The organism is Sedimentitalea sp. (genome assembly GCF_039973035.1).
Classification (GTDB): Bacteria; Pseudomonadota; Alphaproteobacteria; order Rhodobacterales; family Rhodobacteraceae; genus Sedimentitalea.
Genome location: NZ_JBDWLR010000034.1, coordinates 1 through 15,424, shown reverse-complemented (window position 1 = coordinate 15,424; position 15,424 = coordinate 1). Strand labels below are relative to the sequence as shown.

Genomic DNA, 15,424 nt, shown 5'->3' with positions numbered 1-15,424 from the left:
TCTGAAGCATGTCAATCAAGAGGGGAGCGACCTCCTCAATGCCTCAGTCAGATACGTTCAAAGGACATTGCCAAGTTGTTTCGCTGGTATGATCAGACCATTTCGCCATCAGGAACAACCAACCCAGTATGTTGCGCCTGCAAGGCTTCTGGCTCCCTCGCGAAATCCTCGTGTACGCTGTTTGGGCTTACTACCACTTCGCTATGAGCAGCGCCGACGTCGAAGACTTGCTGGTTGAACGGGGCGTGATTGTCAGCCGGGAAGCGATCCGGTTGTGGGACAAATAACTTGGCCCGCATTTCGCAGATTACATCCGGCGCGATCGCCTTCGTCCCAACAACAAATGGGACCTTGACGAGGTCGTTTTCCCAATTCGAGGCAAGAAACACTGAGTTTGGCGCACCATCGACGCGAATGGGGACGTCCTCGATCTTCTCGCGCTAACGCGACGAAACGCCGAGCAGCGGAGGGGTTTTACCAAAGGTTTTCCGCAAAACACAACGTGCACACACAACTGCCCTGAATTGACACACCTTGCTGGCTACTGTTCACTTTCAACCTGATGTCGGCTTTGCTCAAACAGCAAATCCTTCGATCACCTAGGGAGGAAATTTGATGCGTACATTATCAATGGCGATAACTGTCTGTCTCGCCGCGGGCCCGTTGATCGCCCAGGACGTTGAGCTGCCCAAGCAGCTGACTTGGACGGCCTACGGCACCGGATCGGCGGGATACAACCAATCAGTCGCTATCGGTGCGGCTTTGCAGGAAGCAAACGGCGTTAACCTGCGCGTTTTGCCCGGCAAGAACGACATCGCCCGCACCGAACCCGTGCGCCAAGGCAAAGTGCAGTTCTCGGCCAACGGTGTTGGCGGGTCTTTCATGGCCCAAGAAGGCGTGTTTCAGTTCGGAGCGGAAAATTGGGGTCCACAGCCTGTACGTGTGCTAGCAGCCAACAATGGCGGCGCTGTCGGGCTGACACTGGCTGTCGCGGCTGAAGCCTGTGAAAAGGCCGGCAAGTCAGGTTGCGATGGCTTCACCTATGCTGACCTCAAGGGCATGCGTGTCGCTTGGGTAAAGGGTGCGCCGGCGCTCAACGTGAACAACGGCGCCTATCTCGCTTATGGTGGCCTAACATGGGACGATGTTGAAAAAGTCGAATTCGGCGGCTTTGGTGACAGCTGGGCTGGCATGATCGACGGCAGTGTTGATGCGGCGTTTGCCTCGACCAACTCTGGCCGCGCTTATGAAGCGGCCTCTGGCCCACGCGGTGTTTACTGGCCACCGGTTGATGCAGATGACGCCGAAGGCGTGGCACGGATGCAAGCGATCGCGCCATTCTTTGTGCCAATGACAGCCACAGTCGGCGCCAACATCGACGACACAGACGGCGTCGCGACTGCGGGCTACGCCTATCCGGTCCTGATGACCTATGCTGTGCAAGACGCCGACCTGACGTACAACATGACCAAGGCAATGGACGTGTTTTTTGACAGCTACAAGGGCAACGCCCCGGGCATCAATGGGTGGGCGCGTGACAAGCAGAACTTCATGTGGGTGGCCCCATACCACGAAGGCGCGATCCGGTATTACAAGGAAGCCGGTGTATGGAGCGACGAAGCACAGGCGCACAATGACAATCTGATCGCACGCCAGGCAGCACTGATGGCCGCTTGGGACGAGCTAAAGGCCGAAGCGCCCGACAATTGGGAAGAGGCATGGGATGCCAAGCGCCGCGAAGCTCTTGAAGCTGGTGGTTTTGCCGTCGTTTTCTGATCCGGTTCACACCTACTGATCGGCGGGTCTTCGGGCCCGCCTGAGACCTATTGCCCGAGTTGGTTTCGGGCCAACCTCAACGAGACAGCAATGACAGAGAAAAGTGGCGCGACCGATCGTGGCAGTTCAGCAATCGAAGCTGAACGCGTCGTAGAGCGGATGACTTTTTCTGGCCCAGCACGTTGGGTGATCATTCTGTTCACTTTGTTCGCTATCGCCATTGCCGTTAACCAGCTCTTTAATTTGCGGATTGGCGGGTACTCTCTGCTGGAAGGCATGTATCTTTATGTTCTCGCGGGACTTTTCCTAAGCCTCACCTTCGTGACTTTCCGCGCTTGGGGTCCGCCATCATCGCTTGTGCCGTGGTATGACTGGCTGCTGGCCGTGGCGACAATTCTGATCACCGGTTTCTTTGTGGTCACCGCCGGAGACAGCCTTGATGGCGGGTGGGAATACGCAGCACCCCCTAAGGCCGTTTGGGCCTCAATAGCCCTCTATGTACTGATCCTCGAAGGAACGCGTCGCGCGGGTGGTCTCGTGCTGTTCAGCATTGTGTTTGTGTTTTCGCTCTACCCGACGTTTGCCGAACATGTGCCTGATCCCCTCAACGGCTTCACCCAACCCTTCACCGACGTGATCCCCTACTTCATGATCTCGTCAGAGGCGTCGTTCGGTATCCCGATGCGGGCGTTCGGCAACCTTGTGATCGGCTTTATCCTTTTTGGTGCGGTCCTGCAGTTCACCGGTGGGGGCAGGTTTTTCAACAACCTCGCGATGGCCCTTGTCGGCGGCTATCGTGGTGGGGCCGCCAAGGTTTCGATCTTTGCATCGGGCTTTATGGGATCGATGTCGGGTTCCGTTATATCCAACGTGCTGACAACCGGCGCAGTCTCCATTCCCGCGATGAAAAAGACAGGTTTCTCGGCCCGTTATGCTGCGGCAACTGAGGCCTGCGCCTCGACGGGTGGGGTCTTGATGCCGCCGATCATGGGGGCCACGGCCTTTGTCATCGCCTCATGGCTCAGTCGCCCATACGTCGAGATCATGCTGGCGGCTGCGATCCCGTCGCTGCTCTATTTCTTCGGCCTGTTCGTGCAGATCGACGCCTATTCCGCGCGGCGTGGCCTCAAGGGGCTGCCTAAAGTCGACAGGCCTGCCATCCTGCAGACGCTGCGCCAGGGCTGGCTCTATATCGCCGTTTTTGCGCTGTTGATTTTCCTGATGGTGGTCTTTCGTTGGGAGAAAACCGCACCGTTTTATGCTGTCACCCTGTTGCTTCTGGTCAATCAGTTCAACAAGAAGGACCGCGTTTCTTGGCAGGGGTTCTTAAACATCATTGTCTCTGTCGGGCGCACATTGTCCGAGCTTGTCGCGGTCTTGCTCGGCATCGGTATGATCGTAGGTGCGTTTCAAGCGACAGGTCTGACGGGGCCGCTGGCCAATGAGTTGGTGCATATGGCTGGCAACTCACTACCGATGCTCCTGATCATGGGCGCTGTAACCTCCTTTATCTTCGGCATGGGAATGACGGTGACGGCCTGTTACATCTTCCTGGCTGTCGTCCTTGCGCCGGCGCTTGTGCAGGCGGGCCTGAACGAGCTCGCTGTGCATCTCTTCATCCTTTATTGGGGCATGGTAAGCTTTATTACGCCACCCGTTGCCTTGGGCGCGTTCGCCGCCGCCTCTATGGCTGGTGCCAATGCGTTCAGGACCGGGTTTGAAGCGATGAAACTGGGTGGTGTGATCTATGTGATCCCGTTCTTCTTCGTTCTCAATCCGGCGTTGATCGGCCAGGGCCCACCGATGCAGGTCGCGATTGTATTGGTTTGCGCGCTGATCGGTGTTTGGTTCCTTTCGGCCGCGTTGCAGGGGTATGTCAGCTTCGTCGGCCCCCTGAACTCAAGTAGCTTCAGCACGTTGATGCGGCTGACGTTGTTCTTTGCCGGCTTGCTCGTTGCCGCACCAATTGGTGGGATTCTCGGGCTTGGCCACGCTGCGTTGACCTTTGTGGGTCTTGCAATCGCGTTGCCACCGCTCGTAGTTGCTTGGCACGCGGGACAAATGCCAAGGGGAGTGCAGTGAAACCAACGGCTTCGGCAGCGTCGTAACGGGTACCGCAAGGTTAGTGCACGGGCAATTCTATCGTAGGTTTGTTTGAGTGTGGGTCTGTTTGCCAAGCGAATTTAGGCGTTGTCCTTAGGATTGGTGGATGGGTAGCAGGGTAGTTTCGCAGAGTCTTTGATTTCAGTTGCGTTACCAGGTGTGCCGAGCCACATTCCGCACTTCCCCGAGTCCAAGCCAGGATTGAAGCGTTGGTAAGGTGCAAGGGCGCGCAGCACCCGAAATCCGTGGTTCTATACGCCGCGTGTTTCTACGTTCGCCTTTGAGACACTTCCCCGACCATTCGGCGATAAAGCGACAACCCGCTACTTTGACATTTCCGTCATGTACCGCCGGAGCGTTTCGGCACCGGTTCGAAAAACGCCGCACTGCCGGATTTCAGCATCTTCATTTCCTCGGCGACGGCTTTGCGCAACTGGGCGTTGACCTGAACGCCGTAGGATTTGAACAGCGCCGAAAGCTGGGCCAGCGAGGAAACACCGAACATGTCCCGAACTTCCTTGATCGCAAAGGCCTGCATCTGTTTGGCTTGAAGCCTTGCCGTTTTTGCGGGGTCACCCTGATCTTCTACATTGATCTTGATCGCACCCTTACGCAACGCCAGAAGCCCGTCCGCTGTTTCGCTTTTCAAAGAGGAAACCGACGTCGAAATGCCAGGTACCTTGGCGTCAAAGGCTATTGCGGTTGGCGTCGCCTCTTTTGATTTCTGGTCCAGCAGAATCGCCGCATCGAACAGCCGATCCATGTATTTCGAACATCTATAAAACCCCGATCCGGGCAGATCCTCGTCGGCATAATGTTTGAGATCCTTGATCAGATCGCCAAGCTGTTCATTGTAGGACTGAAGGCAGGAATGCAGGCTCAACCCGTCGCGACGTTTCTTGCGTTCTTCTTTGACGATTTTGTCGAATTCGCCCTCTGGCATTTCATTCCAATTCGGATGTTTTTTCTTCATCTCGCTTTCCACCGCCTGAGTGGCCTCCACGATGTGCTTGAATGGCCCTTCGGCGTGGTAGGCCTCGTTGGCAAAGAATACCGCGTCAGCAAACAGGTCCTTTGCCCGGGCGATCTTGCCGTTCAGTTCTTCCTGAACCTTGGGATCGGGCGGTTCGCCCAGTGCGGCCCGCAACTCGTCGATTTCCGACTGCAGCATTCGAACTTCTTCTGTCGCGTTGACGTAGATTTCGTTGTTCACTTCCAGAAGGACTTTTTCGAACATGTGCCCTTCCAAGGCGTGGGCGGCATTCAGGAGTTTCTTCATAGACGCGGCATCAATACCCTGATCGGCCGCCCGGAGCGCGTCATTGACCATCGTCAGCGCTGCCTCTTCATCCTCGCCCCGGGTCTTCTTTTCGGTCAGCATGTCGCGGGTTTTAATCAGAATGTCGTGCTGCGCCATCTGATAGCGCGCATCCGCTTCTTCCAACTGGTTTCGCGTGGCCGCGATATCTTCGGAGGATGCTCCGTCCTTTTTCATCTGGGCCAGGATGTGCTGGGTAAACGTTTCGTATTCTTGCCAGGTCATGAAACGGCGCTGCTTCATCAGGGCACCCACGTCCTGGCCTGACCGTCCCATCGCGGCCATCGCCTTGTCGCCGGGATCCGTAGGGAATTCCGGCAAGCTGTGCCGGGCCGGGGCCGAGGCGTAAAGGTTGGTGTCAAACAGCATGCCAGGTTGCGTCTTGAAATCGGATTGAAAGGTCGCGTTGAAATCTTTGACGATCACGTGGTCGTCGGCCTTGTCGCCATGTTGCATGACCGAGATGTCATAATCCGATTCCAGATTGGTCGATCCGACGGCGACCCACCCGGTGCCTTCGCCTTTGAGTTCGTATTTTTTCTCTAACTTACGCATCAGCCCGTCCACGGTGCGTTTGCGGAACATCCAGAGTTGCCACATGGCATTGGTGCCGTCGGTTTCCTTTTCTCCGAAAATCTTCGATATCGTCTCGAGAAATTCCGTGGTCTTGTACACCTTCTTCAGTTCGAACCAGTTGTTGTGATATGTTTCGAATATCTTTCTGCAAACCTCGTCATTGTAGCGAATTTCAGGGAGTTCCTGTTTCTTGACTGGGACTTTCTCGATCTTTCCGGAGAATTGCGGTATGGACCTATCATAAGCATCGCGCAGATCCTGAAAGGAGAATTCCCGTACCGCATCGGGTGAGAGGCCAACGGCATTCATGTCGGCTGCCAGCATGGCCCGGTCATGTTCGAGATTCTCAAGTTTTTCCAGCAGCGCCTTGCCGGTCAGTGCGCTGGCCCGCTTTATCGCGTCGGGCCAGTCACGGGTTATCTGGATCTCGGCCTCTTTGGTCAGTTCGCTTTGCAGATCTTTGACCCCGTTACTCACGGCTTCTTTCATGCGGCCCAGCCTGCGATCGGCGGTCGACAACAGGCCACCGGGCATGTTGGCGCGATCCCGATCAACCATGTTCTGATAAATCCCCAGGTCGCGTTCCAACCATTTAAGGTTGAGATAACGATCGCGCGGTTCCATGGTTTCAAGCTTTTTCAACCGCTCCTGCCATTTGCTGTAGGCTTTCGCAAAGACGACTGCGGTATCGACAGAAGAGGCATTGATATCGAATTCGTTGGTTTCGCTCTGAATGCGCTGGACTTCGTCTTCTATCGTTTGGCGTATGGATTGAAGTTTCCGGTTCGAGGACGACAGCATTCCCGGCGGGATAAGATCCCGGTCTCGATCGACCAAAGCCGCCATTGAAGTGATCTGGCGGCCCATACGTTCGAGGGCGCGAAACTGGTCATTGGGCTTTTTCGGTGGCAATTTCGACAGTTGCTCCTTCCACTGAGAAAAGGATGCTGCCAAGGCTTCTACGGTCGCCAATGCGGCACGGTTGACACCAAATTCGGTTGATCCGGTATCCGGACGATCAGGCACATCTTTGTCGTTGACCGGGTTCAGGACATAGGTTTCCACAAATTCTTTCTGGGTTGCATTCAGCACTGTCTGATTCATCGAGAAATACCTTTGCTCTGGTTGCTGTATTGAGTACCCGGCAGATCAGGGAGCTTTCCGATTCTTCCCGGATAGAAACGCTTCATCTTAGGCCGCTTTGCCATTCCACCCACACTTGAGCATTCTGGTCTGGATTGACGTTGAATATGTACCAGCTCCCGATGGCATCACTGGGCCGAGGAGGTGCGTCGACACAACTTGGAAAGCGGTAATACCAAAGCCTACCAGATTCCGGGTCATATGACGAAAAAAGTCTTTTCGGTATTCTCGTTCGCGCGGTTCGCAGCGTGACTGCTCTAACTCGGCAAACTGACCTTTCCGGATCATATGCGAGACTTCAATCCCCGCGTGGGGCTCGCCAAGTTGTGCTGCCGATATGACGAAGCTATTGCGATGCGATGAAAAGCCCAACCAGTACGTCGCGCCTCGAGGGCTTTCGCTATCCTCGCAAGATCATCGCTTATGGCATTGCCAACTGGTTCTCGCCTGATCGAAAAGAACGAACCGCCGGGTTCTCAAGCAGCCATTTCCACTGCATAGGTATTCCAGAGGTCGATAGCATAGGCGACGTTCTCGCGTGGGCAGCAGTAACCTTTTAGGCGGGGCATGGTGGATGGAGTGCTTATGGAAAAAGTTTGGACAGCCACGAGGCCCCAACCAAGCTGGCGATGCCATTAACAGACGTCAGCCAAATTCCCGTTGACGACCCAGGTTAGTTAGCTTGGCAAAACCCTTTCAAGGCGTCCGCGACAGGTGTAGGTTAGGAGCCCGCGCAAGTCGTTAGGCAGAGAAGACATGACCAAGACTATACCGCTGATCCGCGCGGCGAACATACTACCGCTGGTCCGATGGATGGAGATGAACCGCTTTGATCCGAACACACTTCTCGAGGAAGTGGATCTTGGATACTGGTATGCTTTGTCACCGCTGGATCCAGTGCCCGCGCTCAATGCAATCCGTTTGTTGGGTGCTCTGGCCCGGGATCAGGGTCCACAGATTGGTACCAGCATCGTCACCGAAGCCAGTATCGCCGAACTTGGATTCATCGGGAAAGCGGCCTTGGGCGCGCGTACCCCGGCCGAAGCACTGTTCCGAATTTGCCACTCGATTCCGCTTCATTCCAGCCACGAAACCATGTTGATAGAAGAGGGTGAGGCACAGGTTACGATTACTGAAATACTGCACATGAAAATCGATGTTGATGACCGACATGCAGTCCAGGTTTTGCTGTGCGCGTTCCTCCAGCAACTGTGCAAGTTTACCGGAATGCAGCCGCCGTTACTGTCGCAGATAAACATGGTCGGTCATTCACAGCTTGGCACCCGATATCTGGAAGAGTTTTTCGGCTGCCCAGTTCACGAAGCCAATACCCCTGCGGTTTCAGTGGCGATCAACACAAGTGTGGCGCATAATCCGTTTCGCAAAGTGGCCCGAGACCGTCTTGCGCAAATGGCATCGCAACAGGTACCTCCACTGGCCGAGAACCAGAGCCTGAAGGCCTCGGTCCGAGCAGTTATTGCCGCGATGCTGCATGGCGGTGAACCAACGATCGAACGCCTGTCCCGAGCTGCCGGAACCAGCACGCGAACGTTGCAGCGGCGGCTTGCCCAGGAAGGGACCAGTTTCAGTGAGGAATTGGATCGGGTGCGACGACAACTGGCGTTGGAACACATCGGAGCGGAAGACGTTTCATTGCCGGATCTGGCCGATCGGCTCGGTTACACGGCCCAGTCGGCTCTGAGCCGGGCGGTCCTACGGTTGACCGGACAGACCCCGACGCAATTGATCCGCGAAGGAACGCACTGATGTAACGCCGGTTGGGTGCGTCAAGTATTGGCGCGCAAAGTACAAAGATCGCGTTGAACCGCATTTATGATCTCACTCCAGTCTTAGAACCGGAGTAAATTCACCATGTTCATGTGCTACTTTGCCGACTGGCGGTATCGTGCATTTCTGGCGGCGTTGGCCTTTTCGGCGACGCTGGCAGAGGCTGAAGGTAATGGCTTGGCCAACCTTGCAGCGGCCAACGGCCCCTTGCCGGGCGATCTGTCGCGTATTCAGGCGGAATGGGACTGCGCACAGCAACGCGCTACTCCGGGTTACTTCAAGTCCATCAATGGTGCCGAGGTCAGCGACGCGCGGCGCAGCCAGCAATATACCTGTGCCAGCTTCCTTGGAGCGATGGATGGTCCCAACGATGTTTATGCCTATCGACTGGATGGTGAATATCAGGGGGTCTTGTTCGCGAACAACAGATATCCGGGCGAATTGTACATCACCGGCGGCAACAACCCACCGGCCAAAGGGGTGGTCCCGCCGGGTCCCTACGTAGCGAAGCTGGATGCGACAACCGGGACGCAGATCTGGCGTACCTATCTGGAAAACGGCAACGTGTCGGGTGCCTGGGTGGGGGCGGCGAACCTCAATATCCTGCCGGACGGCAACATTCCCATCGCCTTTGGCAATCATCTGGTCAAGCTGGACGGCGACACCGGGCGTATTCTGAAACACATCGATCTGCCTGCTGACGCGCCTGCCGAGGGCAGCAATTTCAAGCATCTGACCATCGCGCCCGATGGAACGCTGATCATCAAGAACCAGACCCGTGCAACGCCCTGCGATATCCAAGGTACGCTGGCGGCATTTCAATGCCCCGGCGGTGCTGCGGCGTCTCCGGGATCGACGATCCATGCGATTAATCCGGACAGCTTTGAAATCTACGATAGCGTCAGCCTGCCTGAAAATGCAGTCACGCCGCATTCAATCGCGGAATTTGATGACACGATCATGATCTATGCCCCGGCAATAAAAACGTTCTTCCGCGTGATCTGGGACCCTGTGTCGAAAACGCTCAAGCGGGATGAAAACTGGCTGACCGACAGCTATCTTGAACCGGGGCAAACTTCGGGTGACGCGCCGGGCATTCTTGGCGACTGGATTGTTGTGCAGGTGAACGGTTTGCCGACGACCAAGACCGCGTCTTCGATCGTGGCGATCAGCCAGCACGATTCATCGACAATCACTCGCGTTTACCCCTTTGGCACCGACCTTCCGACGGGCATGAGCTGGGCACCGCCAAAGGCGGCGGTCGACAGCGACAACAGCATGCTTTTCTCGGCGGATCAAAACATGATGAAGATTGGCGCCGTAAAACTGGACCAGGCGACGGGCGCATTCTCGACGGTCTGGGCGATTGATGGTGCGACCACCGCGCTTCAGGCGTTGTATGGACCGCCCGAGGCGCGGGTTCTAGGGACTGCTCGGGCCGAACCGGGCACGACCGTACAGCAGCTGAACCAGACCGCGAACCCGCAGTACAAACAGCAGGCCTTGTGGCTTGAAGCCGCGACCGGGCGGGTGCTGGCGGAATCCGACTTTTTCGAAGCAATGAACTTCAACACGCTACTGTCGCCCGGCTATGGCGGGCGGTTCTACTACATGTGGGACAAGGGATTGATCGCTCTGCAACCCATGCCCCAAAGGGACAAGCCTCAATGAACTGGAAAGGTTTCTTCATGACTATCAATAAGCGTTCGGTCCTCGGCTGTCTTGGCGCTGCCGCGTTGGCCGTCTGCGTCGGAGTGGTCGCGCCGCCGATTGCAGCAGACGAGCAGGATGTTCACTTGCTTTTCGTGCAGGGTGCCAGCGAGATGCGGGCAGATCCCGATACGAAAAGCCTTCGCCTGATCGGCATCACGGATCAGACGGTCTATTTCAGTGACCGTCCTGTCCGGCTGGCGGGGCACGTGGGCACGTCGAAATTTGTTGAGCACTGGGCCTCTGGCGACGACAGTTTCGCGAGCAACCCGCCCAATGCCACCCTGTCGGTCTATGACGAGGCCGACCAAAAGAACCACGCCAGTGTCTTGGTTCTGCGCGATCCCGTGCTGGAAGGGGATGATCTGGTCTATGGCTACGAACTTCTTGGCGGCGGGGTTCCGGAAACCGGAGGTGCGGTGGCTCTGTTCATTGACACGTTCGGTCCCGGTGGTGGCGTCGGTGCCGGGTTTCACGGAGTCGGCGTCGGCGCGCGCGGACCCGGTGTCGTCGGTTGGCGTGGGGCAGTCGTTGAATCAAACTGTGCGGATGGCAAATGCTGAACCTGAGGACCCGCGATGATGCAATGAGAGGAGAAAACGTGATGAAACACGCTCTGGCAATCGCGGCCACGGCCGTTGCTCTATCGGCAGTGGCGGCCAATGTACTTGTTGCAGAGGAGAAAACCGAACCGGTCACGTTGACTGACGCACGCGGGATGCGGTTTTGCGAGTTCTTGTTGATTAGCGAGACCGAAGTGGTCATCTATAATACCTCGGGATCACCTGCAGGCTGTCCGGCAGACCTGTTCGACAGCCTTCAGACCGACACCATCGCAAAAGACCATGGCGTTCGGGCGGCGCAACTGAACGGTCCGAAATTCTGGGCCATGGATGAGCAGACTCTCGGACTGGGAGAAACCAAGAGCTTTGGTGGTATTGATGCACGCTATGCGGCGACCCTGCCGATAGCCTCGCTTGGGTCCGGTGACGGCGCCGATCCCTACGCGCCATATATCACTGAAAAGAAACAAAAGTTGACGTTTCGGGCCGGACAACCGATCTTTGAACTGGTTGATGCGGACGGTAATATCTATGTTCTCAACGCCTATGGCGCCAAGGTCAAAGATCACGATCCGGCAAATCTCGCAGATCAACTCGCCCCTGTCGATGGTTGGGCCTTTCGGACACGAACACCCGAAAAGGATCTGGTCATTATTCAAAAGGGTGATACCCCCTCAAAAATGGTCGGGGATGAGTTTCACCAGTATTATTCGTTTGAGGCGTCCGGCGGATGATGAAGCGCTCAGTGCAAGTCTGCTGCCGCTCGCAACCGGGTCGGTCTCTCGTGCTTGTCGGACTATTGGCGACTGCACTGACCTTGCCAGTCATGGCCCAAGCACAACAGTCATCCAATCAACCTAGCACCTATGCGGGCTACAAAACGAACACCGGCGGGCTGGAAGGCCCCGAGGGCGTTACAGAACAGCTGTCAGTTGACGACATCGCAGTGCCGGGTGTGCTCAGTTTCCCCAAGATTGACGGCTTTTTCAAACCGTGGTTCGACTGGAAGAAGCGCCTGAACGAGAGGACTGGTCTCAAGCTCCAACTCAGCTATCAAACTCTCTTTCAACGCACCAATCAGGACGTTCCGTATCAGGATGCCTTTGGCGGTCGCTGGCAGATTCAAGGCTCGTGGGAACTGCTCAACCGAGGTGGACGAAACCCTGGCAAGCTGACGTTTCGAATCGAAAACCGCTATCTGCTCCAGAACGGTATTCCGCCAAGCCAGCTCGGCTATCAATTTGGCAGCGTGGCGCCGACCGGAACGGGGTTCAGCGATTTCGGGACGGCACTGACGGAACTGGCGTGGCGACAGGAGTTAATGGGCGGAAAACTGAAATTCATCGTCGGCAAGATCAGCGCGATTTCGTGGTATAACGTTCTCGCGCTATCGTCCTCGATGCGCGGGTTTCAGAACACCGCCATGCAAAGCAGCCTGTCCAAACCTGCGCCAGGGCGCGGGATCGGTTTTGGCTTTGGATATGAATTCAATCCACATTTCGTGATGGTGGCGGGGATCCATGATGCCAACGCCAAGACCGCTGAAAACCCGTTTGATACGATTGGCGAAAAGGAATTCTACAAGTCGGTCGAGCTCCGGTACTATCCGACAACACCGGATCGCTGGCGGTGGGATCAGGTGCGGCTACAGGTTTGGCATCAGGATGCGCTCGTAGCGAAAGGCACGCCCGCCAGTAAGGGAGTGACCTTTGCGGCAAGTCGGCTTTTTGACGAGAAATGGTATCCTTTCGTTCTGGCAGGGCTCTCAGACGGGAACGCATCGGTTTTCAAGAAAGATATAGTTGCCGGGCTCGGGATGGGCTTGAACACGCGCCATCGCGCTGCCCAAGACGTTCTGGGATTGGCTGTTGGGTGGGGGGACCCGTCCAGTGATCTGCTGCAAGAGCAAACAACCGCGGAGTTGTTTTATCGGTTCCAACTCGTTGAACATTTAGCGATCACGCCCTCGGTTCAATATGTCCGCAACCCGGCGGGCAATCCGAATCGGGACAGCGCTCTGGTATTCGGCTTGCGTGCGCGTATCACATACTGAGAAAGGTAGTGTCGCAAACTTTTGGAGCCCTGTTGCATTTCTCGACAGTGGCGTACTTTGGGCAGCAATTCGACATCACATTCAAGATTCAGGCGTTTGATCAGTTTTAAAGGCGCGCATTACCCGAAATTTGTGATCCTATACGCCGTCTACTTCTATGTCCGCTTTGGTGTCTCGTACCGCGATCTCGGAGAGATCATGGCCTAGCGAGGTGTCGTAGTTAATCATGCAACACTCAATCGATGGGTCGAGAAATACTCTTTCACCGTTGTCAGCGAGGCTCGTGCTCGGAAGTCGGCGACCGGACGATCCTGGCGGATGGATGAGACCTGCGTGAAGGTTAAAGGTCGCTGAGCATATTTCTATCGGGCGAAAGACAAGTGCGGCAGAACGCTTGATTTCATGCTGTCTGAACGACGTGATGAGCCGGCAGCCACCGGATACTTCCTAAGGTGATCGCCAGCAACGGCTGGCCGAACAAGGTTGTCATCGACAAGAGCGACTCAAACCCGGTTGGTCTGTTCAACATGAATTGCCTGCTGGTGATGCACAACTGGTGTAAGTTGATCGAGGCCCTGCAGTTGAAATATCTCAATCATATTATTGAGCAGGATCACCGTATCATAAAGACGATTACCCGGCTCATACAGACCTTCAAATCGTTCCATTCAGCCTCAGCCACTCCGGCAGGCATCGAAATCGCTCACATGATGCGCAAAGGACAATTCGACCGATCTTAGAAGTCCGGCTTCGAGTAGCTCGCAGAGTACGCGGGATAATTGTGTCGGACTGAAGCCCCATCTCGCCTTTCGGCCGAGTTTGCGACACAACCGTCAAGACGCGACATCGCACAGCTGTCTGTTTGATGCGCAAGACCATTCCTGACAATCTTGCATGCATGAATTTGCACCAACAAATGCTGAACGGGCAAAAGCCCCTTTTTCTCCTTACGGTAGCGCGTTAGCGTTGCTTAAGCACGTTAGGAGATACCCCTTGGCCACAGATCAGACACCGCTCGAGCCATCGAAAGCGATCGCAATCCCTTCTGCAGACGAGATGCGGCAGAGGATTCAGGCCGAGCTGTCAGGCCAGGACGTGCCTGATCTGACGATTTTCACGGCCCCCGACAACGGACCTTTGATTCTCGATGGCCAAGCCATTGACGACACAGTCATGTTTCTCGACGGCATGCTGATCGTGCAACTCGAAGACGGGGCCATCATTGTCATCACCGATATTGGCGGCCGGACCTACGAGATTGAACCTGTTCCGGGCGAACCCTCGCGCGAACAAATCCAGTTTATTGATTCCGACACGCCACAATCTTCTATCGAACCGGCGGGCGGTGGTGGGTCCGGCGAACAGACAGCAATTCTGGATGTCGATCCACTGATCGGACTGCCGTTCAACCCGCTCCTGCCGCCCACAAATTATCCGTTTGTGGTCCCCAGAGAATTGGAATGGGCAGGAGCGGAAGGCTCGGAATCAAGGCTTGCGGTTGTCCAGATCGCGCCGGCCATCGCATTCGAAACCGATGGTCCGGTCACCATTCAACTCGCCGATTTTGCACGGGTTCAGGTTTACGAAGACGGTGGAGAAACAATCGAATCGGTTTCGGTCACGATCGAACAGCTACCCGTCGGCACCACTGTGACGCATGGCACGCTCGCGACGGCGGCTGATGGCACCCTGATGCTCACCTTCACTGGGGACGACGCCACCTACAACGCCCTTCAGATCACGTTTCCCACCGATTTCTCAACAGCAAGCCGTTCGGACATCAACAGCGGACCACTTAGCGGATCAGTCTCCGCAGTCTCGAACTTTGGTTCCACCGCAAGTTTGACATTGCCAATACGCTTGGTGTTCGAAGGTGACGTTACAATGGATGGGCCGGGTACGCTTGCCTTGGTGGAAACCGACGGTGTCGTCGATTTTCGGCCCGCAGACGCCCTCACCCCCCGCGCGACCGACTTGGACGGCTCCGAAGAGGTCACCTCCGTCACGCTGACAATGCCGGGACAGATCGGGCTGCCTTCAGGTACGCTCGTCTCATATGATGGCGGGACGAGTTTTGGGGCCGTCAGCAGTCAATTCACCTTCAGCGGCACGTCGGCGGAATACGAAGAGCTGATCATCCGCTTGCCTGCGGATTTTTCAACCGAGAACCCCGCCACGTCATTGAGGGCCCTGTTGACGGCACGCACCAACGAAGGCGGCGTTACTGCGGGCGAGATCGACATTGCGGTTGGCTTTGAGCTTGACGTTGATCTGTCCGCGCCTGCGGATGTTTCGGGTGTTGAGGATGGCAATGGCGACGACGGGTCCGGGGTGACTGTGGATCTGGGGATCGTGGTTGCGGCCACTGATCTGGATGGCTCAGAAGACAGCACC

The 15,424-nt window shown here is 56.1% G+C and carries 8 protein-coding genes and 3 pseudogenes; 10 read left to right on the top strand and 1 reads right to left on the bottom strand.

The window, feature by feature from the left end; translation table 11 throughout:
- Positions 1-128: 128 nt before the first annotated feature.
- From ABJO75_RS07760 to ABJO75_RS07750, 3 genes and pseudogenes are all read left to right on the top strand, one after another.
- Positions 129-458 (top strand): annotated as a pseudogene (locus tag ABJO75_RS07760) (DDE-type integrase/transposase/recombinase); the annotation flags it as partial.
- A 157-nt stretch (positions 459-615) separates the two neighbouring features.
- The gene (locus ABJO75_RS07755; protein WP_348124459.1) at positions 616-1,776 is read left to right on the top strand and encodes a TAXI family TRAP transporter solute-binding subunit; all 1,161 of its coding nucleotides are present in this window, start codon (positions 616-618) and stop codon (positions 1,774-1,776) included.
- A gap of 90 nt (positions 1,777-1,866) precedes the next feature.
- The gene (locus tag ABJO75_RS07750; RefSeq protein WP_348124457.1) at positions 1,867-3,858 is read left to right on the top strand and encodes a TRAP transporter fused permease subunit; all 1,992 of its coding nucleotides are present in this window, start codon (positions 1,867-1,869) and stop codon (positions 3,856-3,858) included.
- Between the two features lie 361 nt (positions 3,859-4,219).
- On the opposite strand, the gene ABJO75_RS07745 is transcribed toward ABJO75_RS07750, so the two are convergent.
- Positions 4,220-6,877, bottom strand: a complete 2,658-nt coding sequence (locus ABJO75_RS07745; protein ID WP_348124455.1) for a hypothetical protein — start codon at positions 6,875-6,877, stop codon at positions 4,220-4,222.
- Between the two features lie 795 nt (positions 6,878-7,672).
- Between ABJO75_RS07745 and ABJO75_RS07740 the strand changes: the two genes are divergently transcribed.
- From ABJO75_RS07740 to ABJO75_RS07710, 7 genes and pseudogenes are all read left to right on the top strand, one after another.
- Positions 7,673-8,683, top strand: a complete 1,011-nt coding sequence (locus ABJO75_RS07740; protein WP_348124453.1) for a helix-turn-helix domain-containing protein — start codon at positions 7,673-7,675, stop codon at positions 8,681-8,683.
- Between the two features lie 105 nt (positions 8,684-8,788).
- A complete protein-coding gene (locus ABJO75_RS07735) occupies positions 8,789-10,375 on the top strand; it encodes a hypothetical protein (protein ID WP_348124451.1) in 1,587 nt (528 codons plus the stop codon).
- A 17-nt stretch (positions 10,376-10,392) separates the two neighbouring features.
- Complete coding sequence (locus ABJO75_RS07730; protein ID WP_348124449.1) at positions 10,393-10,977, top strand: hypothetical protein; 585 nt, start codon at positions 10,393-10,395, stop codon at positions 10,975-10,977.
- Between the two features lie 41 nt (positions 10,978-11,018).
- Positions 11,019-11,711 carry a hypothetical protein gene (locus ABJO75_RS07725; RefSeq protein ID WP_348124447.1) on the top strand — a complete coding sequence of 231 codons (693 nt, stop codon included), beginning with the start codon at positions 11,019-11,021 and terminating at the stop codon, positions 11,709-11,711.
- Positions 11,708-13,030, top strand: coding sequence for a carbohydrate porin (locus ABJO75_RS07720; protein ID WP_348124445.1), 1,323 nt, complete (start codon positions 11,708-11,710; stop codon positions 13,028-13,030). Before ABJO75_RS07725 ends, ABJO75_RS07720 begins: the two co-directional genes overlap by 4 nt.
- A gap of 96 nt (positions 13,031-13,126) precedes the next feature.
- Positions 13,127-13,770 (top strand): annotated as a pseudogene (locus ABJO75_RS07715) (IS6 family transposase).
- A 253-nt stretch (positions 13,771-14,023) separates the two neighbouring features.
- Positions 14,024-15,424, top strand: a pseudogene (locus ABJO75_RS07710) (hypothetical protein); the annotation flags it as partial.

Coding starts and splice junctions, on each gene's coding strand:
- ABJO75_RS07720 (WP_348124445.1), top strand. CDS start 11,708: ATGATGAAGCGCTCAGTGCAAGTCTGCTGCCGCTCGCAACCGGGTCGG.
- ABJO75_RS07750 (WP_348124457.1), top strand. CDS start 1,867: ATGACAGAGAAAAGTGGCGCGACCGATCGTGGCAGTTCAGCAATCGAA.
- ABJO75_RS07745 (WP_348124455.1), bottom strand. CDS start 6,877: ATGAATCAGACAGTGCTGAATGCAACCCAGAAAGAATTTGTGGAAACC.
- ABJO75_RS07725 (WP_348124447.1), top strand. CDS start 11,019: ATGAAACACGCTCTGGCAATCGCGGCCACGGCCGTTGCTCTATCGGCA.
- ABJO75_RS07735 (WP_348124451.1), top strand. CDS start 8,789: ATGTTCATGTGCTACTTTGCCGACTGGCGGTATCGTGCATTTCTGGCG.
- ABJO75_RS07730 (WP_348124449.1), top strand. CDS start 10,393: ATGACTATCAATAAGCGTTCGGTCCTCGGCTGTCTTGGCGCTGCCGCG.
- ABJO75_RS07755 (WP_348124459.1), top strand. CDS start 616: ATGCGTACATTATCAATGGCGATAACTGTCTGTCTCGCCGCGGGCCCG.
- ABJO75_RS07740 (WP_348124453.1), top strand. CDS start 7,673: ATGACCAAGACTATACCGCTGATCCGCGCGGCGAACATACTACCGCTG.